The 24,674-nt window shown below is 49.4% G+C and carries 26 protein-coding genes and 1 pseudogene; 16 read left to right on the top strand and 11 right to left on the bottom strand.

Translation table 11 applies throughout. The annotated features are described in order from the left end of the window. Positions 1-2: 2 nt before the first annotated feature. Entirely contained in the window at positions 3-995 is a 993-nt protein-coding gene (locus ACSBQN_RS06145; protein WP_354632763.1) for an ABC transporter substrate-binding protein, read from the top strand. A gap of 46 nt (positions 996-1,041) precedes the next feature. Here the strand turns inward: ACSBQN_RS06145 and ACSBQN_RS06140 are convergent, their stop codons facing one another. Beyond that, positions 1,042-2,259 (bottom strand): hypothetical protein, encoded by a 1,218-nt coding sequence (locus tag ACSBQN_RS06140; RefSeq protein ID WP_354632764.1) that lies wholly within the window; start codon positions 2,257-2,259, stop codon positions 1,042-1,044. 520 nt (positions 2,260-2,779) lie between these two features. On the opposite strand from ACSBQN_RS06140, the gene ACSBQN_RS06135 reads away from it, so the two are divergent. After that, the gene (locus ACSBQN_RS06135) at positions 2,780-3,370 is read left to right on the top strand and encodes a phosphatase PAP2 family protein (RefSeq protein ID WP_024473080.1); all 591 of its coding nucleotides are present in this window, start codon (positions 2,780-2,782) and stop codon (positions 3,368-3,370) included. A gap of 238 nt (positions 3,371-3,608) precedes the next feature. On the opposite strand, the gene metC is transcribed toward ACSBQN_RS06135, so the two are convergent. Next, positions 3,609-4,784, bottom strand: a complete 1,176-nt coding sequence (metC, locus tag ACSBQN_RS06130) for a cystathionine beta-lyase (protein ID WP_004237615.1) — start codon at positions 4,782-4,784, stop codon at positions 3,609-3,611. A gap of 40 nt (positions 4,785-4,824) precedes the next feature. Then, on the bottom strand, positions 4,825-6,111 hold the full coding sequence (locus tag ACSBQN_RS06125; RefSeq protein ID WP_036408003.1) for an amino acid permease: 1,287 nt from the start codon (positions 6,109-6,111) through the stop codon (positions 4,825-4,827). A gap of 137 nt (positions 6,112-6,248) precedes the next feature. On the opposite strand from ACSBQN_RS06125, the gene ACSBQN_RS06120 reads away from it, so the two are divergent. Then, positions 6,249-7,238 carry a LysR family transcriptional regulator gene (locus tag ACSBQN_RS06120; protein ID WP_024473078.1) on the top strand — a complete coding sequence of 330 codons (990 nt, stop codon included), beginning with the start codon at positions 6,249-6,251 and terminating at the stop codon, positions 7,236-7,238. On the opposite strand, the gene ACSBQN_RS06115 is transcribed toward ACSBQN_RS06120, so the two are convergent. Beyond that, entirely contained in the window at positions 7,208-7,858 is a 651-nt protein-coding gene (locus ACSBQN_RS06115) for a GNAT family N-acetyltransferase (RefSeq protein ID WP_024473077.1), read from the bottom strand. The genes ACSBQN_RS06120 and ACSBQN_RS06115 overlap by 31 nt on opposite strands. A 153-nt stretch (positions 7,859-8,011) precedes the next feature. On the opposite strand from ACSBQN_RS06115, the gene ACSBQN_RS06110 reads away from it, so the two are divergent. The 4 genes from ACSBQN_RS06110 (at position 8,012) to ACSBQN_RS06095 (ending at position 11,140) form a co-directional block, all read left to right on the top strand. Beyond that, complete coding sequence (locus ACSBQN_RS06110; RefSeq protein ID WP_036408001.1) at positions 8,012-8,608, top strand: NUDIX domain-containing protein; 597 nt, start codon at positions 8,012-8,014, stop codon at positions 8,606-8,608. After that, positions 8,605-9,120 (top strand): DUF3828 domain-containing protein, encoded by a 516-nt coding sequence (locus ACSBQN_RS06105; RefSeq protein WP_024473076.1) that lies wholly within the window; start codon positions 8,605-8,607, stop codon positions 9,118-9,120. Before ACSBQN_RS06110 ends, ACSBQN_RS06105 begins: the two co-directional genes overlap by 4 nt. Positions 9,121-9,545: 425 nt before the next feature. Further along, positions 9,546-10,451, top strand: a complete 906-nt coding sequence (locus ACSBQN_RS06100) for a DMT family transporter (RefSeq protein WP_024473075.1) — start codon at positions 9,546-9,548, stop codon at positions 10,449-10,451. A gap of 197 nt (positions 10,452-10,648) precedes the next feature. Further along, entirely contained in the window at positions 10,649-11,140 is a 492-nt protein-coding gene (locus ACSBQN_RS06095) for an AAA family ATPase (RefSeq protein ID WP_024473074.1), read from the top strand. Here the strand turns inward: ACSBQN_RS06095 and ACSBQN_RS06090 are convergent. After that, a complete protein-coding gene (locus ACSBQN_RS06090; protein ID WP_024473073.1) occupies positions 11,127-11,723 on the bottom strand; it encodes a TetR/AcrR family transcriptional regulator in 597 nt (198 codons plus the stop codon). The genes ACSBQN_RS06095 and ACSBQN_RS06090 overlap by 14 nt on opposite strands. A 197-nt stretch (positions 11,724-11,920) precedes the next feature. Between ACSBQN_RS06090 and ACSBQN_RS06085 the strand changes: the two genes are divergently transcribed. Beyond that, positions 11,921-12,241, top strand: coding sequence for a DMT family transporter (locus ACSBQN_RS06085; protein WP_024473072.1), 321 nt, complete (start codon positions 11,921-11,923; stop codon positions 12,239-12,241). 47 nt (positions 12,242-12,288) lie between these two features. Here the strand turns inward: ACSBQN_RS06085 and ACSBQN_RS06080 are convergent, their stop codons facing one another. The 3 genes from ACSBQN_RS06080 to ACSBQN_RS06070 all read right to left on the bottom strand — a co-directional run bounded on the left by ACSBQN_RS06080 (position 12,289) and on the right by ACSBQN_RS06070 (position 15,151). After that, positions 12,289-12,744, bottom strand: coding sequence for an Lrp/AsnC family transcriptional regulator (locus ACSBQN_RS06080; protein ID WP_004237600.1), 456 nt, complete (start codon positions 12,742-12,744; stop codon positions 12,289-12,291). 229 nt (positions 12,745-12,973) lie between these two features. Continuing rightward, on the bottom strand, positions 12,974-14,581 hold the full coding sequence (locus ACSBQN_RS06075) for an ABC-F family ATPase (protein WP_072015092.1): 1,608 nt from the start codon (positions 14,579-14,581) through the stop codon (positions 12,974-12,976). 117 nt (positions 14,582-14,698) lie between these two features. Continuing rightward, positions 14,699-15,151, bottom strand: coding sequence for a hypothetical protein (locus tag ACSBQN_RS06070; protein ID WP_024473070.1), 453 nt, complete (start codon positions 15,149-15,151; stop codon positions 14,699-14,701). Between the two features lie 117 nt (positions 15,152-15,268). Between ACSBQN_RS06070 and ACSBQN_RS06065 the strand changes: the two genes are divergently transcribed. From ACSBQN_RS06065 to ACSBQN_RS06030, 8 genes and pseudogenes are all read left to right on the top strand, one after another. After that, positions 15,269-16,012: a DUF4184 family protein gene (locus ACSBQN_RS06065; protein WP_024473069.1), complete on the top strand. Its 744-nt coding sequence runs from the start codon at positions 15,269-15,271 to the stop codon at positions 16,010-16,012. A 48-nt stretch (positions 16,013-16,060) separates the two neighbouring features. Then, positions 16,061-16,525, top strand: a complete 465-nt coding sequence (locus ACSBQN_RS06060; protein ID WP_015422708.1) for a YaiI/YqxD family protein — start codon at positions 16,061-16,063, stop codon at positions 16,523-16,525. Positions 16,526-16,890: 365 nt separating this feature from the next. Next, entirely contained in the window at positions 16,891-18,315 is a 1,425-nt protein-coding gene (locus ACSBQN_RS06055; RefSeq protein WP_024473068.1) for an NAD(P)/FAD-dependent oxidoreductase, read from the top strand. A gap of 40 nt (positions 18,316-18,355) precedes the next feature. Then, complete coding sequence (locus tag ACSBQN_RS06050) at positions 18,356-18,844, top strand: RidA family protein (protein ID WP_004239323.1); 489 nt, start codon at positions 18,356-18,358, stop codon at positions 18,842-18,844. Between the two features lie 437 nt (positions 18,845-19,281). Further along, positions 19,282-19,347 (top strand): annotated as a pseudogene (locus ACSBQN_RS06045) (type VI secretion system tube protein Hcp); the annotation flags it as partial. 417 nt (positions 19,348-19,764) lie between these two features. Next, positions 19,765-22,152 (top strand): DMSO/selenate family reductase complex A subunit, encoded by a 2,388-nt coding sequence (locus ACSBQN_RS06040; protein WP_354632769.1) that lies wholly within the window; start codon positions 19,765-19,767, stop codon positions 22,150-22,152. Then, a complete protein-coding gene (locus tag ACSBQN_RS06035; RefSeq protein WP_214167311.1) occupies positions 22,149-22,778 on the top strand; it encodes a DMSO/selenate family reductase complex B subunit in 630 nt (209 codons plus the stop codon). The genes ACSBQN_RS06040 and ACSBQN_RS06035 overlap by 4 nt, the downstream gene beginning before the upstream one ends. Further along, complete coding sequence (locus ACSBQN_RS06030; protein ID WP_024473064.1) at positions 22,775-23,647, top strand: dimethyl sulfoxide reductase anchor subunit family protein; 873 nt, start codon at positions 22,775-22,777, stop codon at positions 23,645-23,647. Before ACSBQN_RS06035 ends, ACSBQN_RS06030 begins: the two co-directional genes overlap by 4 nt. Before the next feature lie 53 nt (positions 23,648-23,700). Here the strand turns inward: ACSBQN_RS06030 and ACSBQN_RS06025 are convergent, their stop codons facing one another. From ACSBQN_RS06025 to ACSBQN_RS06015, 3 genes are all read right to left on the bottom strand, one after another. Further along, complete coding sequence (locus ACSBQN_RS06025; RefSeq protein WP_024473063.1) at positions 23,701-24,000, bottom strand: helix-turn-helix domain-containing protein; 300 nt, start codon at positions 23,998-24,000, stop codon at positions 23,701-23,703. 4 nt (positions 24,001-24,004) lie between these two features. Next, positions 24,005-24,349 (bottom strand): type II toxin-antitoxin system RelE/ParE family toxin, encoded by a 345-nt coding sequence (locus ACSBQN_RS06020; protein ID WP_024473062.1) that lies wholly within the window; start codon positions 24,347-24,349, stop codon positions 24,005-24,007. Positions 24,350-24,504: 155 nt separating this feature from the next. Then, positions 24,505-24,672, bottom strand: coding sequence for a hypothetical protein (locus ACSBQN_RS06015; protein WP_289647535.1), 168 nt, complete (start codon positions 24,670-24,672; stop codon positions 24,505-24,507). Positions 24,673-24,674: the final 2 nt, after the last annotated feature.

The raw sequence follows: 24,674 nt of genomic DNA, 5'->3' as shown, positions 1-24,674 counted from the left end.
TGATGCGGCACTATTTATCAGCGTTATGCCTGTTATTTGTCAGTACCTGTGTCTTCAGTGCCCCGGCAGAAGTGCCGCCGGAACCGGCACTGCGGATAGCAACACCGTGGCCGGCGCAGAATGCGATTATTATGATGCTGGGTTACGGCGGTAATATCACCGGAACCTCGCGGGTTGCCAAACAGATCCCGCTGTTCCGTCAGATGCTGCCGCAGATTGACAATGTACCGGTCATCGGTACCACCGGCGGAAATGAGCTGAATATCGAACAAATTCTGAGCCTGCGAACAGATATTTTATTTATTCATGACGGGATCCGCGTTCCGCAGCAGGCGGTGCTGGCACAGGCCGGTGTCCGTGTGCTGGCCTTTAAAGCCAACAGTATGGATGCACTGCGGGAGCGGGTAAAACTGACCGGCGAGGCGCTTGGCTCGGATGCGGCAGAGAAGGCGGCGCAATATGAGCGCTATTTCCGTGACAATATCCTCCGGGTGCAGGAACGACTGAAAAATGTTCCGGCGTCTGCCCGTCTGCGGGTGTATCACAGCATGGGAAACCCGCTGTATACCTCCGGGCGGCCGTCGCTCAATCAGGACTGGATGGATCTGGCCGGCGCGGTCAATGTGGCAGAAAACTGGTTTCCGGCACACAGCAGTGCTAACGGAGAGGTATCATCAGAGCAGATTATCGCGGCTGATCCGCAGGTGATTATTGCGATGAACCGGCGGGATGCGGAATTTATTCAGCAATCACCGCAATGGCAGTCAATTGATGCCGTGCGTAACGGGCGGGTATATACCAATCCGCGCGGTATGTTCTGGTGGTGCCGCGAAACGTCAGAGGAGGCATTGCAGTTCCTCTGGCTGGCCACGGTGCTGTATCCGGATACCTTTGCGGATATTGATATGAGAAATGAAACAGCCGCGTTTTATCAGACGTTTTATGGGATTACGCTGACGCCGCAGCAGATCACGGACATTCTGCAACCGGAGTGATCCGGACATACCGTCACCGGTTTTCCGGTGACGGTAATATCACCTATTATACTTTCACAAATTCAATATGCTGCAGCAACCCGCCGCCGGAAAGGGAACGGTCCTCATGTAATGTCAGCACAATATCGCCTTCCTCAAGGTTCACCCGGGTCTCCCGGTAAATGACCGGGCCGTAATTTGAGCCGGATTTATACGGTGTCAGCACCGTTTTGGTTAAATCTGTCAGATGGGTATCGGTAACAATTTTTCCGGCCTGTTCAATCCGCAACTGAGTTTCATAATCGAAACTAAGGGAATTGGTCATATAGGCATAGTACAGGCGGATATGGTACTGCCCGGCGCTTCTGACCGGCAGTGTGACCGGGTCTCCGACTCTGTCATAACTGCGGGGTTCGGCGGCGGATAAATAATTGTAGCTGCCGTTAGCAGAAGAATTTCCGGCGGTCAGGAACAGATTGCCGAGATAAACCATATGGTTTTCAGCATTAACCGGATTGGCAGCGATATCGCTGCGTTCAGAACAGACCCTGGTGGATTTTTGCTGCGCGCCGTAAGCCAGATGATCCTGAATATTGGTGTACCCGGATGTCCAGTAAATAACGGAGCGTTTGGCCTGGCTTTCCGGATCATAAAAATCATCGTTTTCGGTGTAATTATTGATTTCTGCAGTCAGCACGTCTTTAAACATAATATCCGCCTGTTCCGTCAGGGTTTTGCTGTATTTTTCCAGCATATCAGAGGAATAGCCCCAGTTCTTGCCGAATACCAGGGTATCGCGCAGTGTAAAGAAATAGAGCAGGCAGGACAGGGCACACACGCCGCACAGCCGGACAATACCTATTCTTTTTGCGGTATCGATGCTGAGAATGCATAAGCGGCTCATACTTGCGATGGCAATCTTATTGCGTACCACAATCAGCTGGCGCGCCTCTTCTGTCGGTGAATTCTGCCAGGAACTGATAGCATCCTGCAGACTTTCGGCATCTTTGCGGACGGCCTGATATTCTGATTCCAGCCATTCAGAGGTATTTTTCATCAGTGTTTCCTGAATAATACCAATAACATCCACTTCCTTTGGCTCTGTCATTTTTTTATAAACCAGTTTCAGCACCATGCTGAGAATGGTGGTGGCAATTCCCTGCGGTGAAGTGGCTGGTACAGCGAAAGAGGCGGGCGGGATCATATTCAGTGCCTGTAACGTCAGCATATGTAGTTGTGGCTGGGTACTTTCTGCGGCAAGGTGAAAGGCAGAAGTCTGAGTCATAATGTTTCTCCGGCAGATAATAAACAGATAAGGGGAAATCAGTTTATGGCTGCTTATCTGCCGGTAACAGACTAATTTCTATCAGATTTATGAGAAATGCTATTACAGTGGTTTTTTCATAACCTGCGGGTGATATTCACTGTCCGGGTAAGCATTCAGCTCTGTTTCTGAATCCCGGTAAGCAGAAAAATGATAGCGGTACGCGGAATATCCGGCATTGCTGACATAAAAAGTTACCTGCTGGTTTTACGCTTTTAAAACAGCCTGCCGGATAAATTAAACCGGAACCTGAAGGATTTATAAAATATTATCCGTCAAATCAATAGAGTGACACTATTTTTCCTGAAATTTAGGAATTTTCCTTATTGTGATAAATGACTGTAGTACCTTGATATTATTCTGATTTTACAATTTAACATAAATTGACACGATAGTATTTCGTGCCCTGGTATGCTAAAACACGGTGTGCTGAAAATCAGAAAAGCAGTTTAATTGATTTTTTTTAAAAGGAAATTTTCAGATGATGTTTATCGACAGGGTTATTCACCTGGTGCTTAGTGGTATTATTATCGTAGGTGTCTATCAGTTTTATTTCTTTACGCAACGTCATATGGTCAGGCCGGTTAAAACATTTAACTTTGCACTGGATGAAAAAATTCCTTTCTGGCCCTGGTGGTCCTGGATCTACAGCTTTCTTTATTATCCGGCGATTCTCTATCTGAACTGGATTATTCAGGATTCACGTCAGTTTATCATCATCGTATTCAGCTATGTTATCCTGTTACTGATGCAGATGTTTTTCTTTGTGGTGTATCCGGTTGCCACGCCGCCGCACTGGCGTGAAATGAATACCGGGAAGAAAGCGTCCGAAAAATTCCTGCTGTTTGTGCAGAAATTCGACGATACATCCAACTGTTTCCCGAGCATGCACGTCTCTGTTGCCACATTAACCGCGCTGCTGGCCTATGCCACACTCGGACCATGGGTATTCATGTTCCCGCTGTTAATCGCCTTATCCTGCATGTTCACCAAACAGCATTATATTATTGATTTACCGGCAGGTGCCGTACTCGGCTGGCTGGCTTATCAATGTTATGTAGTATTAATATAATACCCTCATGACTTAATTGCCGCATTCAGTGCGGCATTTTTTTTGCCCGGATTCTGGTTATATTCACTGATACTGAAAAAATTCAGACTGAGCCAGGTGAGGACTATATAGATGATAAGTCCGGAAATATCGGTAAGGTAAGTTCTGATTAAGGGCATTTGTTGATTCCGTTCAACAAAAAACCTGCAAAATGCAGGTTTTTCGGTATACCTTACTATTGTTTTTTTCCGGCGGAATATCAATGCGCCATACGCGCAAATCCATCCGCCAAATCACGCTTCAGGTCATCAACATCTTCCAGCCCGATTTGCAGGCGCAGTGTCCGTCCGCCCGGATTCCACTGTGTGACGGTACGGTATTCCGCGCAATCAAACGGCGTGATCAGGCTTTCAAAACCGCCCCAGGAATAACCCATGCCGAAGATGGAAAGGCCGTCCAGCAATCTGCCGACATCATCCTGTGTAAATTTCGGATCCAACACCACAGAGAACAGGCCGGAAGAGCCGGTGAAGTCACGTTTCCAGATCTCGTGCCCCGGGCAGTCCTCAAAGGCCGGATGCAGCACGCGGATCACTTCCGGACGTGATTTCAGCCAGTGTGCAATATCCAGCGCCCGTGACTGCGCTTCTTTCAGGCGGATTGACAGGGTTCGCAGTCCGCGCAGTGCCAGGAAACAATCTTCCGCCCCCGGCAGCATTGCCATCAGATCATAGGTTTCCCGCAGTTTCGGCCACCATTCCGCGTTGGCGGAGACAATTCCCATCAGCAGATCGGAATGACCGCCCAGATATTTGGTACCGGCCTCAAGGGAGAGGTCGCAGCCCATATCATGCGCCCGGAAAAACAGCGGGGTTGCCCAGGTGTTATCAATAATCGTCGCGATATTGTATTTTTTAGCCACCGCCGTGATGGCCGGCACATCCTGAACCTCAAAGCTTTGCGATCCCGGGGACTCCAGGAAAATCGTGCTGGTGTTGCTTTTTATCAGAGATTCAATGTCACCGCCGATCATCGGGTCGTAATAGGTGATGGTGATCCCCATTTTTTCCAGCAGACCACGGCAGAAATTGCGGGTCGGACGATAAACACTGTCCGGCATCAGCAGGTTATCGCCGCTTTTCAGTGTGGTCAGCAGCGCCAGCACAATGGCGCCCAGCCCGGACGGTGACAGCACGGTTCCTTCGGCGCCCGCAAGGGCGCTCCAGGATTGCTCGAGGTTCTTAATGGTCGGCGTGCCCGCAGTGCCGTAGTTAAACTCAGCCCGGTTATTGAGCAGGGCATCCATAGTCGGGAAAACCACGGTAGATCCCCGGTAAACCGGAGCATTAACAAAACCGGACTGAGACGCCGGGTCGCGTCCCAGCTGCGTTATCTGTGTATCAATATGAAAATCTGAAACGGTTTTTTTAGTCATAACATCCTCACGCGTAATACGTCATTATTCATTTACAGCGTCATTCGAAAAACTTAAAGAACGGAGAGAGACACAACAGCACGCCGAAGAAGATAATAAACCAGACTGTTGCACCTTTGAATTTATGTAAGACCGGCACGCGGTAAACCAGATAGCACGGGATCAGGCAGGAAACCACACCGAATAACGGCCCGCCGAGCTGCATAAAGAACAGAATCGAGAAGCGGGTGGAGACCCAGAACCACAGGGACAGAATCACCCCGATACACACACCGTAATGCAGCACGGTCTGATTAATACGCTCCTGCGGCATAAAGCGGGTCAGGATATTCACCACGATGCCTTTGATTGCTTCCTGGAAACCCAGATAAATGCCGAGAAACGCGGTCAGAATGGCGAAAATATTCAGCATTGCGGTCATCACTTTAACAACCGCCCCCGGAATTACCTGTGCGGCAATCGCCAGTGCTGAAATGTTCTGCTCAAACGCGGAGACAGCCTGGTCATGGCTTATCGAGAACGTAAACGAGAAGGCAAAGAACAGAACAGCAACGGCCAGGATAATATACGCCACCCGGTTTGCCCGTACCGCGCGGTAAGTTGCGATACGCTTGTCTTTTTCCAGTCTGCGGTAAGCAATATTCATCGGGCTTAAAATCTGCACGAACAGAATGGAGAACAGGGTAAACGGCAATGTTAGGAACACATCCCGCAGGAACGGCAGGAAATCCGGGAATGCGCTGATATTGGCAAAGTTCCAGTAAGGCACCATTACAATCCCGAGTAATACGATAATCCCGAATTTCACTATTACCATCGGGCCGGAGACCTTAAATAACAGGCGCTCCCCCTGTGCGGCGATAGCCACCAGAACCGTCAGGATAATCAGCCCGTACCACACCGAATCTGATAACAAACCTTCTGTTAAACCGAATGTTTTGATGTAGGAGGCACTGTCAAAGGTCACGGCGAGCGAATAGGAGAACATGCCGTGCAGCAGCATCAGGAAGTAGGCGATACCAAGGGCTACTCCCCAGTTTTTCCCCAGATACTGCGTGATAACGCTGGCATAATCTTCACATTCTTCCGATTCCGATAATGTCCGCAGATATAAATTCTGCAGCCAGTAAATCGCCGGATATGACAATAATGTGGCGGCAATAAATACCCAGATACCTTTAATACCGATCTGAACCGGCATAAAAACAATCCCGGAACCGATCGCCATCCCGATACATAATACAACCCATCCGGCATCATATTTGGTAAAGGGTATCTTTTTTAAATCACTATTTGCATTTGCACCTGTCTGAATGCTGTCTTGCATAGTCAATTCCTCAACGTTATAGATTTAATTATTTAAAAAGTCAGGAACAACGTGAATATATTTATGTTGTATGGATACAGTGTTATAAAACCATTGTTATAGTAAGGGGTAACACGCAGGCTGAACAGGGCACGACTATGCTAATAAATAAAAACACTTTTGCGTTTAAAGCAAAAATTGACAGCTACGCGATTTTTCGCCATCTGGAGCTGTTTATCAAAATTGTGGAGTGCAACAGTTTCAGCGGTGCGGCACGAAAACTCAATGTAACGCCGTCGTCTGTCAGCCGTGGCTTACAGCAGCTGGAAGAGCAGCTCGGTGTGGTTCTGCTGAAACGAACCACCCGCAATTTTATCCTGACTGAAGCCGGGCGTTATTTATTGCAGAGGGCGCAACAGTTACTGACAGATCTCGATGATTCATTAGTGAATACAGCGAGTTTTTATCAGCACGCACAGGGACAGCTAAAAATAACCTGTTCAATTGCCTTCGGCGTCTGCCATTTAATGCGGCTTTACAGCGAATACCGGGAAATAAATCCGCAGGTCAGCTTATCAGTTGATCTGAACGATGCATTAATTAATTTAAATGAAACTGACTTTGATATTGCACTGCGTATTACCAGTCATCCCCCGGAAAATTTTGCATTACGGAAATTGTGCAATATAAATTGGATCTATTGCGGCAGCCGTCATTATTTTGAACAAAACGGGATCCCGCAGTCACCGGCGGATATTGCCCGGCACAATTGTTTAATTAATCCGAATATTCCGGACACCTGGCGGATGAATGATAAAGACGGCGTGGCTTATCCGCTGGCGATCAACAATATGATTGAGGTCAACAGCAGCCTGGGATTACTGGAGGCGGCGCGCTGTCATCAGGGGATTGTCTGTCTGCCGACCTATATGCTGGGAAATTATATTGATAACGGTGAATTACTGCCGGTATTACTGGATTACAATCCGAAAACCACACCGTTCGCGCTCTATGTACTTTACAGCCCGGCGCATACCCATGCCCCGAAAATCCGCACCTTTATTGATTTTCTGGCGGATAAGCTGCCGCTTGATCCGCCGTGGGACAGCTGGATGCATCAGGACAGAGCAGGGAGTTCCCCGGCATAAACATAATAGGTTTCAGTCACGTCATGACCGCCCCAGTCATAGGCTTGTGCGGCGATACGCTGTAATCCTTTGTGCTCATAAAAACCGAAATCGGAATCACTGTCTGTCCAGAGGAAATAGCGGGCGGACTGTTTTCCCCGCAGATACTCCATCGCCAGCTGCCAGAGCCGGTTACCAATACCGTGTCCCCGGAAGCGGGCATCTATCATAAACAAATTCAGAGAGGCATCGAAATTCCCGTCACAGGAAGCCAGCAGATTTCCGTTGATAATCAGCGTATTCAGATACATATCAAACAGGGTTTCTTCCTGCAGGTCGCGGGCAATAATATTTTTCAGGGCAGAATACTGACGGGTTTTGGCGCGGACTTTCTCCCGCAAATCGGCAGATGCCGTGACCGCCATAATACCGGCGATGGTACCGCCATCCCGCACCACAAAAATCCGTGATGAGGTCAGAATGACATCATCCAGCAAAAATTCCGCCATCGGCAGCACTTTCTCTTTCGGGATCCAGCTGCGGTAATCCCAGGTGGTGATAATTAATTCATTAATTTGTGCGATATCTGCATCGGATATTGTATGTAATTCGCTGTAACTCAGTGCCTGAGTGTCACTCATGCAACCCGCCTTGTGTGTGGATTATCTGCGGCAGATTATATCGTCAGCATTAATATGCCTGCAAATAATGCTGGCAGTTTTGCCATTGCCGGGGACGGATAAAGCGATTAGAGTGTTCTGCAAACCTGCAATTTCGCTGACATCCGGTGAACTATGACTTCCGAACAGAGCACTGTCCGTATTATTGATACCATCACGCTTTCCGATAACTGGTATATCCTCAAAAAATATGTTGTTGATTATCTGCGCCGCGACGGCACCCGCCAGCGTCTGGAGCGGGAAGTCTATGACCGTGGTAACGGCGCGGTTATTCTGCTGTATAACCGTCAGAAAAACAGCGTCATTCTGATCCGTCAGTTTCGTCTGCCGGTATATGTCAACGGCCATGACGGCTTTCTGATTGAAGCGGCTGCCGGTCTGCTGGAAGAGCAGGATCCGGTATCCCGCATCAAAGCGGAAGCAGAGGAAGAGACTGGTTTTCGCATTACCGATGTTGAAAAAGTCTTTGAAGCCTTTATGAGTCCGGGATCCGTCACCGAAAAACTTTACTTTTTTATTGCCGAATATGAAGACAATAACCGGCAGACAGCCGGCGGCGGCCTGCCGGAAGAGGGCGAAGATGTGGAAGTGCTGGAAATGCCGTTCCCGCAGGCTCTCGCCGCGATCAAAAGCGGTGAAATAAATGATGGCAAAACGATTATGCTGTTACAGCATCTGGCGCTGTCAGGGAGAATGGAAAATCAATCATGAAAACAACAAAATACCACCCGCTGTTTTTGTCCCTGCTATTACCGTTATCAGCGGTTGCCGCACAATTATCACCGGAAAATGTGGTATCGGATTTCTACCGTCTCAATTTGCAGGATCCGCCTTCTGATGGTTACGTAAAAAGCCAGGATTTGTATGTCAGCCCGGCGTTGCAGGAAAGCATCAGTGAATCCCTCAGTTGTAATTTTGATGGCCCGGGCACTGATCAGGCGTTCTGCGACCAGCCGCGGCCCTGCAAAGAAACCGCACATAGTTATATCTGTCTGTGGGGAGAGCACTGGGTGGAAAATGATGTCAATTATTACACCAAGTCACAGGATTATCCTGATTCATGGATGACAGAGCGCGCGGCACATACTGAATCACAAACCCGGGATACAGCTACTGTGCGCATCACACTGGGTAAAGCACCGGAGCCGCTGCGGTCATTCCGGGTAAAACTGATTCAGCAGAAAGGACTGTGGAAAATTGATAGTATTGTGATGCTTGAGTGAGGCTGTGGGGTTATACCTGGCAGCATAAATCAAGGCTTATATTCATTCAGGTTCAGACAGCATTGCAACAGGGAAAATGCCGGGGAAAATTGCGTCATATTTAACACCTGTTCTTCCTTCTGATATTAATGAACGTATTGAAAATATAAGAAATACGATGGCTAATCATTAGTAAATTTTATGTAATTCAGGAATGCAATCCCACCGGCAGGTGGATGCTGGTTGCCGCAGAGCAATAAATACCTGTTGTTGTGTATTGATCTTTTCCCTTCTTTCAAACCGGGTGTAAACTGGCAGAAATGCAGATTGCATGAGATCAGTCCATCTGCGGGCATCCGGTATATTATTCCGGTTATGATATTATAAAAACAGGAGCCGCACGCGGGGTACAGACTGATACTGCCGTGAAGTGGTCACAGGATATTATGGCTTTACGGGAAAAAGACAATGCCATCGCCATTGCCGGCCTGGTCATTTTAACACTGATCTGGAGTTACAGCTGGATCGCAATGAAGCAGGTCACGCACTATATTGGTGCGTTTGACTTTACGGCGATGCGCTGTGTGTTCAGCGCCATTATGTTATTACTGGTGCTGTATATCCGCGAACGCGCGATGGGGCGGAAAATCCGCTTTACGCCATTCCGCTACACTCTGGGGATCGCCGTCCTTCAGACCTGCGGTATGGTCGGGCTGGCACAATGGGCGCTGGTCAGCGGCGGTGCGGGGAAAGTAGCGATCCTCAGTTATACCATGCCGTTCTGGGTGGTGATTATGGCGGCAGTACTGCTCGGTGAGCGGATGCGCCGCCTCCAGTATGCGGCTATTTCAGTTGCCGGTGCCGGATTGTTGTGTGTGATCCAGCCCTGGACGCTCGATTTCGCCTCTATGAAAAGTGCCTTTCTGGCCGTGGCATCCGGTATCAGCTGGGGGGCGAGCGCGATTGTGGCGAAAAAACTCTACAGCCGCTATCCGCAGGTGGATTTACTCTCTCTCACCACCTGGCAGATGGTGTATGCCGCAATTATTATGACCCTGGTGGCGCTGCTGGTACCGCAGCGCACGATTGACTGGCAGCCCTATGTCTTCTGGGCACTGAGTTACAGCGCTATTCTGGCGACCGCCGTTGCCTGGAGTTTATGGCTGTTTGTCCTGAGAAAATTACCGGCGGGGATTGCCAGCCTGAGCACACTGGCGGTGCCGGTCTGCGGTGTGCTGTTCTCATGGTGGTTGCTGGATGAGGAGCCGGGCAGCACAGAAACCGCCGGGATTGTGATGATTGTGCTGGCACTGGCGGTGATAAGTATTAAGCGTCCGAAAAAAACTGCCTGACATCCGCGGCCGGCTCTGCTAAAACAGAATCACTGAAATGATGATTATTTCAAAAAGGTTAATACGATGAATCCATACAGCGCATCCGGCATGATTATTATCTCCGCACCATAGCGGGGGATGTGCTGTATTCAGAACCCGCCGCCTGAGCGGGTTTTTTATTGCTCTCTCAGCGGCATAACAGACAGGGAGCAATCATGTCAGAAACACAATCCGCCGCCTCACTGCATTTCCTCTGCGGCAAAATCGCCTCAGGGAAATCGACACTGGCACAACAATTAGTCCGCGAGCAACAGGCGGTTCTGTTGTCAGAAGATACCTGGCTGGCGGCGCTGTATCCGGGACAAATCACACAGCTGGCTGATTATATTAAAAAAAGTCGTCTGCTGAAATCCGCCCTAGAGCTGCATCTGGTGACATTATTACGACAGGGAGTAACACTGGTTCTGGATTTTCCGGCGAATACCCCGGTACAACGCCGGTGGCTGAAAGGGCTGGCAGAGCAGGCCGGATGCAGCTATTGCTGCTATGTGCTGGATGTGAGTGATGAAGAGTGTAAACGGCGGCTGGCCGCAAGGAATCTGAACGGGGAAAACCCGTTTGTCACCTCAGCGGAGCAGTTTGATCTGATTACTGCACACTTCAGTTATCCGTCAGAAGAAGAAGGGCTGGTCATCAGCGGCCGGTGAACCGCTTAAGCTGGTCGGCCAGCAGGGTTTTGACCAGCCAGATGGCTTCTTCACTGATTTTTGCTTTCAGCGCCGGGTCAGCAAACATCATCAGGCACAGTGACTCGGTTGCACCGAAAATCATCACAGAAGTCCATTCCGGGATCCGGAAATTCTCCGGCAGCCAGCGCTGCAATGCCCGTTGCAGGATCTGGCAGAAAAAATCCTGCACTTCGCGGCTGATCCCCGCATATTCAGGATAGGCTTTCAGTGCCGCCACGGTGGCATTGAAGGCTTCCCCGTCATCCGCCATCACATCAAAGTAGGTTGTGATAAAGACAGAAACGGCCTGATCGAGATCTGCTATCGTCTGCTCCATCCCAGTATTCATCCGTTCGGTCAGAACATCATCACTGTATTTAAACAGCGCGTGTAGCAGAGACTTGCGGTTGCCGAAATGTTTGTAGGTCACCGGCTTGGTCACGCCCGCCTTTTCCGCAAGGGTAATGAGGGTCAGGGCATCGGTGCCTTCCGCCAGGATAATGCTGTTGGCAACATTGAGCAGCTGTATCTGGCGCTCGTCGCGCTGTAAACGTCCGGACAAATCTGCCTCCTCATTGATATTAAAGTCGTTCTGTCTGCCGGAAAGTGTATCACAGAGTTCCCGGCCGCGGTCAGCTGACAGAAAAGATCGAAAAAAGATCGGAAAGGTATTTACAAGTTACCAAAGGTAACATATAACTATACCAAAGGTAACTTGTAAGCGTTTCACCTGCAACCAGAAATCAGTGAGGATGTACCATGCCGTGGATTTTATTAATTACTGCCGGATTATTTGAAGTCGTCTGGGCATTTACCATGAAACAATCAGAAGGTTTCACCAAAGTGGGGCCGTCAGTGATCACCATTATTGCTATGCTGATAAGCTTCGGGCTGCTGGCAATGGCCATGCGGGCACTGCCGCTGGGGACGGCTTACACCATCTGGACCGGGATCGGCGCTATCGGTGCCTTTATTGTCGGGATCATAGTGCTGGGTGAACCGGCAAATATGATGCGGATTATCGCAGGGGTATTAATTATCTCCGGGCTGGTGATGATGAAATTAGCCAGCCCGGCATAAAAATTCAGTACTGTGTTGCTTGCCGGCAGATATTGCCGGCTTTTTTGTTACAGCAGGGGCAGTTCCCGCGCCGGGATTACATCTTTCATTACCAGGGTGGAGGTCAGGCGCTGAACCCCCGGCATGGCGGCCAGGCGGCTGTCATATAATTTCTGAAAGGCATCGATATCTTTGACCACAACGGTCAGCATATAGTCCGGATCGCCGAACAGCCGTTTGGCTTCGATAATTTGCGGAATATCCGCTACAGCTGTCTCAAATTTGCTCATACTTTCCTGGTTGCCGTCTTTCATGGTGACAAACACCAGTGCGGAGAAATTCAGCCCCAGTACGCGCGGATCAAGCTGTGCGCGGTAGTCACAGATAGCTCCGGATTGCTCCAGTGCTTTCAGCCGCCGGTGGCAGGGGGACAAACTAAGACCCACGCGATCTGCCAGTTCAGTGACAGTTAATCGCCCGTCGAGTTGTAATTCAGAAAGAATCTTCCTGTCAAAGCTGTCCATTGATGATTTTCTCCCTCAAATAAGGTAAATCAGGGTCTGATTAGCAAGCACATTCTACCCGAATACAGATATTCTTCCTATCAGTTTCCGGTACAGGACAGAGGTATGCGGGAACTGGTTTCTGAAAAATGTCAGATATGCCGGCAACCGCCCCCGCCGGGTCTGACGAAAACAAAAAGCCCCGTTTCATGGCTCTGAAACGGGGCTTTTCTTATTGGCAGAACGGGGATCAGTTGTTTTCTGATTCAATACCGCGGCTGCGCAGGTACTCATCGTAACTGCCGGTAAAGTCAGTGACTTTTTCCGGTGTGATTTCGATGATACGGGTCGCCAGGGAGCTGACGAACTCACGGTCATGGGAAACAAACACCAACGTTCCCTGATATAACTCCAGCGCCATATTCAGGGATTCAATGGATTCCATGTCGAGGTGGTTGGTCGGCTCATCCATAATCAGAATGTTTGGTTTGGTCATCATTAACTTACCAAATAACATCCGGCCTTTTTCACCCCCGGATAACACCTGTACGGATTTTTTAATGTCATCCTGGGAGAACAGCAGGCGGCCCAGCACACTGCGGACCGACTGCTCATCATCACCCGGCTGCATCCACAGGCTCATCCAGTCGAAAACCGTCATATCAACTTCAAAATCGGTGGCGTGATCCTGCGCGTAATAACCGATATTGGCGTTTTCAGACCACTTATAACGACCGGTATCCGGTGTCAGTTCACCGACCAGGGTTTTCAGGAAGGTGGATTTACCCACACCGTTCATCCCCAGAACCGCAACTTTTTCACCCACTTCCATCATCATATTGACGTTTTTGAACAGCGGGGCGTTACCGTCATAACCTTTGGACAGGTTTTCCACTTCTAATGCATTACGGAATAGTTTCTTATCCTGCTCAAAGCGGATAAACGGGTTCTGACGGCTGGACGCTTTAATCTCGGTCAGCTGAATTTTTTCAATCTGTTTGGCGCGGGACGTTGCCTGACGGGACTTGGAGGCATTTGCGCTGAAACGGCTGACAAATGACTGCAACTCACTGATTTGTGCTTTCTTCTTCGCGTTATCCGCTAACAGACGTTCGCGCGCCTGAGTGGCGGCAAACATATATTCATCGTAGTTGCCCGGATGCACATTCAGGCTGCCGTAGTCCAGATCGGCCATGTGCGTGCACACCATATTCAGGAAGTGACGGTCATGGGAAATGATAATCATGGTGCTGTTACGCGCATTCAGCGTCTGCTCCAGCCAGCGGATGGTGTCGATATCCAGGTTGTTGGTCGGTTCGTCGAGCAGCAGAATATCCGGGTCTGCAAACAGCGCCTGTGCCAGCAGCACACGCAGTTTCCAGCCGGGTGCGATTTCACTCATCGGGCCGTTATGCTGTTCCAGCGGGATCCCCACACCCAGCAGTAATTCACCGGCGCGGGATTCAACGGTGTAGCCGTCCATTTCAGCAAACTGCACTTCGAGATCCGCCACGCGCATACCGTCTTCTTCGCTCATGTCCGGCAGGTTGTAGATGCGGTCACGCTCCTGTTTGACTTCCCACAATTCGGTGTGACCCATAATGACAGTGTCGAGCACAGAAAATTCTTCATAGGCGAACTGATCCTGTTTCAGTTTACCCAGACGCTCGTTCGGGTCGAGAAACACGTTGCCGCTGCTTGGCGCCAGATCACCGCCGAGAATTTTCATAAACGTGGATTTACCGCTGCCGTTTGCGCCGATCAGGCCATAGCGGTTACCGCCGCCGAATTTGACAGAGATATTTTCAAACAGCGGCTTGGCGCCGAACTGCATCGTAATATTGTTGCTGATTAACAAGACGAATACTCATAAGTTAAAGGAGAAAATAAACGGCGGGCATTATGCCACAGATGGGCGGCGAGGCACAGATGTATAAAAAAAGGACGGTGACCCGGCGGGCCACCGCAGTACATATTATTGTGAGTTCGGATCCATGGCATAGATTTCACCGGATTCATCTTCCGGCAGGCCGTAATTCAGAACATCATAGATCCCCAAATCGGTTTTACAGACCTTTTTATTGATGACTTTATCGCCTTTATAGACTGCCAGGCCGGTAAATTCCCAGCCGCGGCCCATTCCGCTGTATACCACATAGTTAAACGGGCCGTTTTCAAAGCGGATATACGCCGAACCACCGCCGCTAAACATGGTTTGTCCGACATAAACACCATTTTTCGCATTGCCTTTTACCGGCAGGGTAATTTCCGGTTTTGCCAGCGTCCCGTAGCGGTATGCCGGCGTTTTACCTTTTTCCACCACCACACTGACATATTTATTATTTTCCAGCTGACAGGTAAACTCCTGAGCCAGCGCGGGGGCTGATAACAGCCCGGTCACTACCATTCCGATAAGATACTTTTTCATTTTTCTGCCTTTACAGGTTATTGTCCGGAGTCCGGCGTGTTATTAATTGTTAGGATCGGCTATTTATTAGCATAAAAATGAATTTATTTCCGGTTTTCCGGAGCAGGATAAGTATATATGCCATGGACTTTTGCACATCCGGCGATTGTTTTTCCCCTGAAACAATCCCGTTACGGGCGGTGGCTGAATCTGCCCGCGCTTATTACGGGCAGTGTATCGCCGGATTTGCTGTACTCTTCCGGGATGTACCGCGCCGCGGATGAGGCACATCATTTTACCGGCTGGTTTTATACCGGACTGCCGGTGTGTCTGGCGGTTCTGCTGATTTTTCACTGGTTATCCGTGCCGCTGAAAACTGTATTACCGTTTCCGGTGACTGACCCGCTGACCCGTTCTCTGAGAAAAAATAGTGTCATTTTGTTGTCTCTGTTTATCGGAGCGGCCACACATATTATCTGGGATGCATTTACCCATGAAACCGGCACGATGGTGCGGGCGCAGTCCGTTTTACAGGTATCGTTGTTGCAAGGTATGACGGACGGACAGGAGATTGCGGTATATAAAGTGTTGCAGCATTTGGGGTCACTGCTTGGTACCGGTTATCTCTGCCTGAAGTTTGCACAGTATCAGCGGGCACTGCCGGAAGCAGAGAAGCGCGGGAATCTTATCCGGCTTATCCGTCTGATTGCGCTGGCAGTTCTGGGTGCACTGTGTACGGCGCCGCTGGCGTACGGTCTGGCGCAGACAGAAACCGGTGTTCATATAAATCGTTTTGTCTTTTATGAATTGTCGCTTTCTGTCTCCTTTTTTGCCGGATTTGTTGTTCTGGCGGCACTTTTTCAGGTTATCAGAAAGCGTTAATGCGTTATGATCGCGGATTAAATTTTGCAGTACAGAGGAAAATATACAGTGGCGATTTGGGTGGATGCGGACGCCTGTCCGAAAGTTATCAAAGAAATCCTTTACCGGGCAGCTGATCGGGAAAAAACGGAAGTCACCTTTGTGGCCAATCAGCGGCTGGTGGTACCGCCGTCACCGTTTTTAAAAACATTGCAGGTCTCTGCCGGGTTTGATGTGGCCGATAATGAAATTGTCCGCCGTGTGCAGAAAGATGATCTTGTCGTCACCGCTGATATTCCGCTGGCCGCTGAAGTGCTGGAGAAGGGCGCGGTGGCACTGAACCCGCGCGGCGAACGTTATACCCCGGCGACTATCCGTGAGCGCCTGACCATGCGTGACTTTATGGACACCATGCGGGCTTCCGGCATCCAGACCGGCGGTCCGGCGGCGCTGAACCAGCGTGATCGCCAGCTGTTTGCCAATGAACTGGATAAATGGTTTCTGCAGCTCAGAAAACGCACGCCATCCGCCTGATTTTTCCCTCATTATTAATATCTTTATAAAACGCCGGGTGCTGCTGTGGCATCCGGCGTTTTATTTTTATCCTTAATGTGACAACTTCTTAAAAAAGCTCACTATTTAGCCTTATCCACTATAATAACAAGGGTTTATGATATTTCCCGCTGGTTTTTCCGCAGACGATCCGGCCTGAATTCTGCGCATCACTTCGTTAAATCCGATATTTTATATCGGAGATTCCTGATAAAGCTTACCTTAAGTCTCGTTATTATTAACATCACGCTATATTCATTAACATTATAATGATAGTTGTTATAATTAGTGTGCTACTTAATTAAAAAAATGCCACACAAATATTACAGATAATGATGAGGCTTTAGATGAAAATCTCACGCAGAAAGTTAATTTTAGGGGTTGGTGCTGCCGGCGTGCTGGCAGGTGGTGCTTCAGTATTAGTTCCTATGGTTCGCCGCGACGGCAAATTTGTGGAATCGACTTCACGCGCAAAACATGTTGACGGCACCGAAGGTGCATTACCGAAAGAGTCCGATGCAGTTATTATCGGCGGCGGCATGATGGGGATCATGACAGCGATTAACCTGGCGGAAAGAGGCATGAGCGTCACCGTCCTGGAAAAAGGTGAAATCGCCGGTGAGCAGTCCGGACGTGCTTACAGCCAGATCATCAGCTACAAAACATCAAAAGAAATTTTCCCGCTGCACCATTACGGCAAAATGTTATGGCGCGGTATGAATGAAAAAATCGGAGCGGATACCAGCTATCGTACCCAGGGCCGTGTTGAGGTACCGTCAAGTGCGGAAGATCTCGCAAACTCACAGGCCTGGGTTGAGAGTGCCAAAGAGTGGGCCGCTGATTTCGAAGCACCGCTCAACACCCGTTTCATTCAGGGCGACGAACTGAAAAAACGCCTGGTTGATGCCAAAACAGACTGGCCGATTGCCGGTTTTGAAGAAGATTCAGGCAGTGTTGACCCGGAAACCGGTGTACCGGTTCTGGCGCAGTATGCCAAGTCTCTGGGTGTTAAAATCTACACTAACTGCGCGGTCCGTGGTATCGAAACTGCCGGTGGTAAAGTCTCTGATGTGGTCACAGAGAAGGGGGCAATCAAAACCTCTCATGTGGTCCTGACCGGCGGTATCTGGTCACGCCTGTTTATGGGTAACCTGGGCATTGATATCCCGACACTGAACGTCTATCTGTCACAACAGCGTGTTTCCGGCGTTCCGGGTGCACCACGCGGTAACGTTCATCTGCCGAGCGGCATTCACTTCCGCGAGCAGGCAGACGGCACATATGCTGTGGCACCGCGTATCTTCACCAGCTCTGTGGTGAAAGACAGCTTCCTGCTGGGGCCGAAATTCCTGCATCTGCTGGGCGGCGGTGAGCTGCCGCTGGAATTCTCCGTCGGTGAAGATCTGTTCAACTCCTTCAAAATGGCAACATCCTGGAACCTCGATGAAGTCACGCCGTTCGAGACTTACCGTATCGCAACCGCCACACAGAATACCGAACACCTGGATGCGGTATTTGCCCGTATGAAAGCGGAATTCCCTGTATTTGAACAATCGAAAGTCGTTGAACGCTGGGGCGCGGTTGTCGCACCAACCTACGACGAACTGCCGATTATTTCTGAAGTGAAAGAGTATCCGGGTCTGGTGATCAACACCGCGACTGTCTGGGGTATGACAGAAGGTCCGGCATCCGGTGAAATCACTGCGGATATCGTGACCGGTAAAAAACCGGTTATTGACCCGGCTCCGTTTAGTCTTTCACGTTTTAGTTAATTTTCTGATTACTTACGTTGATACTATTAAGAGGCTTAATATGCGTTACAAAAGTTTACTGTTAGCTCTTCCGCTGGTCTGGGGCGCGGCTCACGCGTCAGAAGGTGTTGTTCATCATAAACTGAACGGTATGCCTATCTCTGAATCTGTGGAAATCAGCAGCAGCAAAAATATTATTTTCCTCAGCGGCAAAGTACCGACCAAAATTTCCAAAGACGCCCCGGAAGGTGTTCTGGCGTCATACGGCAATACCGAAGCACAGACCATCAATATCATGGAACAGATAAAAGCGCACCTGGCTGGCTTAGGTCTGGAAATGAAGGATGTGGTGAAAATGCAGGTATTCCTGGTCGGCGGCGAAGAGACTAACGGTAATATGGATTTCGCGGGCTTTATGGCCGGTTACTCCAAATATTACAACGACAAAGATTCCGGTAACATATTACCGGCGCGTACCACTGTTCAGGTTTCTAAATTAGCAAACCCGGCATGGCGTGTAGAGATCGAAGTGACAGCTGTTCGTCCGTAATGGTATCAGCGCGTTAACAGCGGGTTTGCCTCCGGAAGGGGTAAACCCGTTTTTTGTTGTTATTATTCAATTTGTTATGCGATATTTGCATTTTGTTAAATATTTATTTTTCTGATCATAAGTGGAATGGTTATTTTCTCTATTCTTTACAGTGCATTAGCAAGATATATTAAAAAATATGATTTTTTGTCTTTTTTTGATCTGAGATATTTCACTACACCAGCCTGATATATGTGTCCTTGATAGTCAGATATCCTGTTTTTGCAACGATTTTAACTTAAGTAACAGATCCTGTCAGATACAACCCTTCCTCCGGTCTTTACAGACCAGTAAGTAAAATTTATGATTCAATTTATTATCACCATATGCACTGGCTGATGACGAAGTCACTCGTCCGGTAACGATTTGTTACCTGTTAATAAATAAGGAATTTTATCATGCCAACTCCATGCTATATCTCCATCGAAGGGAAAACTCAGGGCAATATCACTGCCGGTGCGTTTTGGATTTAAAACCATATTTATTACCGATGATAATGCCCCGCAGGCATTTAACGGCGGATATATTCATTTTTCCGCCACCGTTCCGGCAGACCTGGAATCTCTGCCGTTATCGGCCATGTATCGCTCAAAAAAAAAATTGCTGAAATTCAGTAATACTAATCTGTGCTATCGTAATTGTTATAACGTATTGATTTAATATTATTATTCCCCGATCCCCTCTTTGCGCGTGAATGACCTTTTTGAGACAACGAAACTCTGACCAGGCTCCGCTTTGCACTATAAAATCGCACCCGGCGGTTTCACATTCCCGCTATTCGATATAAACCCGCACCTATTATAGGGTCTTGATATGAATCAATAAGGTCAGACCACCTGCTTTTATGATGATCTGTAATTAAAGAGCGATGTGAGATCATTATGACAACTAAAATAACAACAGGTGACAGCGGGGTGCTGCCTGTCAGCCGCCGCCGTTTTATGCAGGCAGGTGCAGCACTGGTTACACTGCCGTTTATGACAACGGGTGCCGGGGCGGCAGCGGATGATAGTCTGCCGCAGGTGTCATCCGGTGATGCCGGTGCGGATGTTATCGCGACCTGCAGCACCTTTGACTGCGGCGGAAAATGCGATATCCGTGCTCATGTGAAAGAAGGTATCGTCACGCGGATCACCACACGGCCGGATGCAGATTTGGATGAAGATATGCCGGTGATGCGGGCGTGTGTCCGTGGTCGTGGTTACCGGAAATTTGTCTACCATGCTGACCGGCTGAAATACCCGATGAAGCGGGTTGGGAAGCGGGGCGAAGGAAAATTTGAACGGATCAGCTGGGATGAAGCCACCACACTGATTGCAGATAATATTACCCGTCTGACTCAAAAATACGGCGCGGCCAGCCGTTTTCTGACCGTCAATACAGCCGTGACCGGAGGGATTTTCTCCGGTGACACCATGCTGAAAAAACTGTTTAATCTGACCGGCGGCTATCTGCCGTATTATCACTCCGTCAGCCTCGGCAATACAGTTAAAGTCACCCCGTATACGTATGGCGTTGCCAAAACCGGCAGCTCGATGGACACGCTGGCACATACGCCGCTGGTGATCCTGTGGGGACATAACCCGAATGAAACGATTTTCGGGCACTCCAATCACTATTATCAGAAGATGAAGCAGAACGGCACCAAATTTATTGTGGTCGACCCGCGCTATTCAGATACCGCACAGTCACTGGCTGATCAGTGGATCCCGCTGTTACCGACCACCGATAACGCGCTGATGGATGCCATGATGTATGTGATTATCACGGAAAATCTTCAGGATCAGGCGTTTATCGATAAATATGTTATCGGTTTTGATGAACACCATATGCCGGAAGGTGTGCCGCCGGGAGAATCCCTGGTGTCTTATCTGACCGGGCGGAAAGACGGGGTTGAAAAAACGCCGGAATGGGCGGAAAAAATCACCCGTGTTCCGGCCAATACCATCCGTCAGCTGGCGCGGGAATATGCGATGACCAAACCGGCAGCGCTGATCCAGGGCTGGGGGCCGCAGCGCCATATCTGCGGCGAGCGCAGTGCGCGCGGCTCCACACTGCTGGCGGCAATCACCGGCAATGTCGGGAAAGAGGGCGCGTGGGCGGCGGGTTACGGCGGTATCGGTAACCGTGTTTCCATGCACGGGCCGGATACCGGGGAAAACCCGGTCAAAGCACAGATCTCCATTATGAACTGGATGCAGGCCGTTGAGGATGCGGGCAAAGTGCGTCCGGAAGACGGGCTGCTCGGTGCGGATAAGCTCGATACCAATATTAAAATGATTTTTTCACTGGCGGGTAACTATCTGGTGAACCAGAACCCGGATGTGAATGCGGCGGCAAAATTACTGGCCGATGAATCGAAAGCAGAGTTTATCGTGGTCAGCGATTTATATATGTCGCCGTCCGCGAAATATGCTGATTTACTGCTGCCGGAAACCAGCTTTATGGAGCGCTGGAATATCGGTGATACCTGGGGCACCGGCAGCTACTTTATTTTATCTGAAAAGCTGATTGAACCGGCTTTTGAGCGCCGCTCAGATTATGAATGGATCAGCGAAGTCGCTGGGAAAATGGGCGTTAAAGAGGCACTGACAGAAGGGCGCAGCGAGAAAGAATGGATTGCGTATCTGGTCGGAATGAACAAAGCCCGTTTCCCTGAACGGCCGGATTTCCCGGATTTTGAGGAATTGCAGAAAACCCGCCGTTATCTGTTTAAAGATAAACCGTTTATTGCCTTTGAGGATAATATCCGCGATCCGGACAATAATCCGTTCCCGACCCCGTCCGGCAAAATCGAAATTTTTTCCAAACGCCTGTATGACATGCAAAATCCGGATATCCCGGCACTTTCCCATTATATTCCGGCCATTGAAGGGCCGCAGGATGCGCTGACGGAAAAATACCCGCTGCAGATGCTGACCTGGAAAGGGCGTAACCGTGCCAACTCCACCCAGTTTGCCAATCCGTGGTTACAGGAAGTGCAGGGACAGGCACTGTGGATCAACCCGGCTGACGCGGAGAAACGCGGTATTAACGCAGGGGATATGGTTCGGATCCACAACGATCGCGGTATTTCTCAGATACCGGCGCTGATCACTCAGCGGATTATCCCCGGTGTGGTCGGTATGCAGGCCGGAGCCTGGTGGGATCCGGATGAAAACGGCGTTGACCACGGCGGATGCCCGAATGTGCTGACATCCACGCGGATGACCCCGCTGGCACACGGTAACTCGCATCTTACTGTTCTGGTGGAGGTGACCAAAGCATGAGTGATTTTAACGATTATCCGCCGGTCAGTGATGAACAGCTCGGGTTTTTTATTGACTCTTCCCGTTGTTCCGGTTGTAAAGCCTGCCAGGTGGCGTGCAAAGATAAAAATAATCTGGAAGTGGGTCGTAAGTTCCGTCGTGTGTATGAAATTCAGGGCGGCGGATTTGCACCAAATGGACAGGGCGGTTATGAAAACAATGTATTTTCTTATACGCTGACGATTTCCTGTAACCACTGCGCGGATCCTGTCTGTGTGAAAAACTGCCCGACCACCGCGATGCACAAACGTTCCGGGGACGGCATTGTGCGGGTGGATACCGGTAAGTGTGTCGGCTGCGGCTATTGTGCCTGGTCCTGTCCGTACGGCGCGCCGCAGATGAATAAAGAGGCTGGCCAGATGTCAAAATGCGATTTCTGTGTCGACCTGCTGGCGGAAGGAAAAAATCCGATCTGTGTCGATACCTGCCCGCTGAATGCCATAAAATTCGGTAAAATCCGCGAACTCCGCGAAAAATACGGCCATCTCAGTCAGGTTCAGGGATTACCGGATTTCACCATTACCCACCCGAGCCTGGTTATCAGACCACATAAAGGTGCGCAGAACAAAGAGGAGGCAAAATCATGAGTGAATGGCCGTTAGTGGCGTTTACCCTGCTGGTGCAGAGTTCTGCGGGGATGGTGATTTTTATTGCCCTGTTTCTCTGTTATCTGGAAAAAGCGCCCGGTAATCCGCGTGCCGTCCGGGCAATGAAGCCGGTTCTGCTGATCGCTGCCATTCTCGGGTGCTTCGGGTTGCTGGCATCAACGCTGCATATGGGATATCCGTGGAATGCGTTTCACGCGCTGCGCCATATCAGCACCTCATGGCTGAGCCGTGAAGTGGTGTTTGCCGCGCTCTATCTGGGGGCATTGTGCCTGTACACGTTATATGTGCTGATAACCGGGCGGATGAACAGAACAATCACGGCATTGATTGGTTTGCTGGGATTAATTGATATCTACTGTATGGCATCACTGTATTACAACACCGCGATGATGACATGGATGCATATCAATACCTATATCCTGTTTTTCTGTGCTGTTTTTGCTGCCGGCGGGGCACTGGCGCTGGGGCTGACGGCTGTACGGGTAAAATCTCTGATCGACGGAACAACCGCTGTCAGGATCACCGGTGCAGCTCTGGTACTGATTTTTGTTGCGGTGGCGGTCAGAATGACGGCACAGCCATTCTTTACCGAATGGTTATACGCAGCTGCACAAAACAGTGACAGCATCACATACCCGCACTCACCGCTGGTGGCGTACGGCAGTACATACACACTGCGGATTATCGCCGGTGCGCTGTCTGTCAGCGGTATCCTGTTCACCGGGCTGAGCCTGCTGCGGATGCGCAGTGCCATCCTGAGCAATGGTATGCCGCTGATCCTGCTGGGTTCGCTGCTGATTTTCAGCGGTGAAATTCTCAGCCGGTTTGCGTTTTTTATTGTCGGATAAGTGATACAGAAAAGGCCTTCGGATGAAGGCCTTATTTGTCAAAGAACCGGAAGTCAGACGCGAAAAACCCGGTTATCACCGGTCGGCAGTTCGATCGTCAGACGGAGTGTTCCGCCCATTGCCTCAATATAGCGTTTCAGTGTTGCCAGTTTGATATCATTACCGCGCTGCTCAATCTGAGTAACAGCCGGTTGTGATATACCAAGATTAGTTGCCAGCATTTTCTGAGAGATATGAAGTTCTTCTCTGAGAAGTTGCAGCCCGGTTTCAAGAACCAACTCATCAGTCAGTCGTTTTATCCGCTCACGGCTCTCCGGTGGTTGAGCGGCTATCACTTCCTGTAATGTTTTCATCGGGTTATTCCTTCGCTGCTGCAAGATATGAGGAAAATTGTTCATCCGCAATACGAATCATCGTCTGATAAAATCGTTTATTCTTCCCTTTATCCCCGGCACATAAAACAATGGCCTGCCTTTCAGAATCAAAGGCAAAAAATGCACGTATCGCACGACCTGCATGCCAGATTCTCAATTCCTTCATATTCGGATACTGAGAATTTTTAACTGTATCAACATAAGGTCTTGTCAGAACAGGACCATAAATTTCAAGATTACCGAGAGATGCGAGTACTTTTTCTTGCATCCGGGTATCTTGTCCTGATAACCACTCATTAAAATAATCCGTTAATAATACTGTCCGCACAACTCACCATCCATAAGTTATGGCTTATCATTAAGATAATAAGCCGGGGCTTATATGTCAATGCTGTATTTTGGTACAACATTTCTGAATAAGCCTGCATGAAAGATAGAAATGAGGAAAGTAACTATATGATTTATAACGATTAATGAGTTAACTCAACACCCCGTCTCCGCTTCAATATCCAGCACCGTACCGTCTGGTTTTTCGGTAAAAAGATACCGGTATTCTTCAATGGCCACATGGTGAGTAACCGCCATATCCAGTTTACCCGGTGACAACCAGTGATAGCGGATCTCTGCATCTGTCGTCACCGGCCGTAACACAG

It is taken from the genome of Morganella sp. B601 (genome assembly GCF_051172335.1).
Classification (GTDB): domain Bacteria; phylum Pseudomonadota; class Gammaproteobacteria; order Enterobacterales; family Enterobacteriaceae; genus Morganella; species Morganella morganii.
This window is presented reverse-complemented; position numbering and strand designations above follow the sequence as displayed.

Bases quoted from the DNA above. Each gene is read 5' to 3' on its own strand.
- ACSBQN_RS06145 (WP_354632763.1), top strand. From the start codon at position 3: ATGCGGCACTATTTATCAGCGTTATGCCTGTTATTTGTCAGTACCTGT.
- ACSBQN_RS06140 (WP_354632764.1), bottom strand. From the start codon at position 2,259: ATGACTCAGACTTCTGCCTTTCACCTTGCCGCAGAAAGTACCCAGCCA.
- ACSBQN_RS06135 (WP_024473080.1), top strand. From the start codon at position 2,780: ATGATGTTTATCGACAGGGTTATTCACCTGGTGCTTAGTGGTATTATT.
- metC (WP_004237615.1), bottom strand. From the start codon at position 4,784: ATGACTAAAAAAACCGTTTCAGATTTTCATATTGATACACAGATAACG.
- ACSBQN_RS06125 (WP_036408003.1), bottom strand. From the start codon at position 6,111: ATGCAAGACAGCATTCAGACAGGTGCAAATGCAAATAGTGATTTAAAA.
- ACSBQN_RS06120 (WP_024473078.1), top strand. From the start codon at position 6,249: ATGCTAATAAATAAAAACACTTTTGCGTTTAAAGCAAAAATTGACAGC.
- ACSBQN_RS06115 (WP_024473077.1), bottom strand. From the start codon at position 7,858: ATGAGTGACACTCAGGCACTGAGTTACAGCGAATTACATACAATATCC.
- ACSBQN_RS06110 (WP_036408001.1), top strand. From the start codon at position 8,012: ATGACTTCCGAACAGAGCACTGTCCGTATTATTGATACCATCACGCTT.
- ACSBQN_RS06105 (WP_024473076.1), top strand. From the start codon at position 8,605: ATGAAAACAACAAAATACCACCCGCTGTTTTTGTCCCTGCTATTACCG.
- ACSBQN_RS06100 (WP_024473075.1), top strand. From the start codon at position 9,546: ATGGCTTTACGGGAAAAAGACAATGCCATCGCCATTGCCGGCCTGGTC.
- ACSBQN_RS06095 (WP_024473074.1), top strand. From the start codon at position 10,649: ATGTCAGAAACACAATCCGCCGCCTCACTGCATTTCCTCTGCGGCAAA.
- ACSBQN_RS06085 (WP_024473072.1), top strand. From the start codon at position 11,921: ATGCCGTGGATTTTATTAATTACTGCCGGATTATTTGAAGTCGTCTGG.
- ACSBQN_RS06080 (WP_004237600.1), bottom strand. From the start codon at position 12,744: ATGGACAGCTTTGACAGGAAGATTCTTTCTGAATTACAACTCGACGGG.
- ACSBQN_RS06070 (WP_024473070.1), bottom strand. From the start codon at position 15,151: ATGAAAAAGTATCTTATCGGAATGGTAGTGACCGGGCTGTTATCAGCC.
- ACSBQN_RS06065 (WP_024473069.1), top strand. From the start codon at position 15,269: ATGCCATGGACTTTTGCACATCCGGCGATTGTTTTTCCCCTGAAACAA.
- ACSBQN_RS06055 (WP_024473068.1), top strand. From the start codon at position 16,891: ATGAAAATCTCACGCAGAAAGTTAATTTTAGGGGTTGGTGCTGCCGGC.
- ACSBQN_RS06050 (WP_004239323.1), top strand. From the start codon at position 18,356: ATGCGTTACAAAAGTTTACTGTTAGCTCTTCCGCTGGTCTGGGGCGCG.
- ACSBQN_RS06040 (WP_354632769.1), top strand. From the start codon at position 19,765: ATGACAACTAAAATAACAACAGGTGACAGCGGGGTGCTGCCTGTCAGC.
- ACSBQN_RS06035 (WP_214167311.1), top strand. From the start codon at position 22,149: ATGAGTGATTTTAACGATTATCCGCCGGTCAGTGATGAACAGCTCGGG.
- ACSBQN_RS06030 (WP_024473064.1), top strand. From the start codon at position 22,775: ATGAGTGAATGGCCGTTAGTGGCGTTTACCCTGCTGGTGCAGAGTTCT.
- ACSBQN_RS06025 (WP_024473063.1), bottom strand. From the start codon at position 24,000: ATGAAAACATTACAGGAAGTGATAGCCGCTCAACCACCGGAGAGCCGT.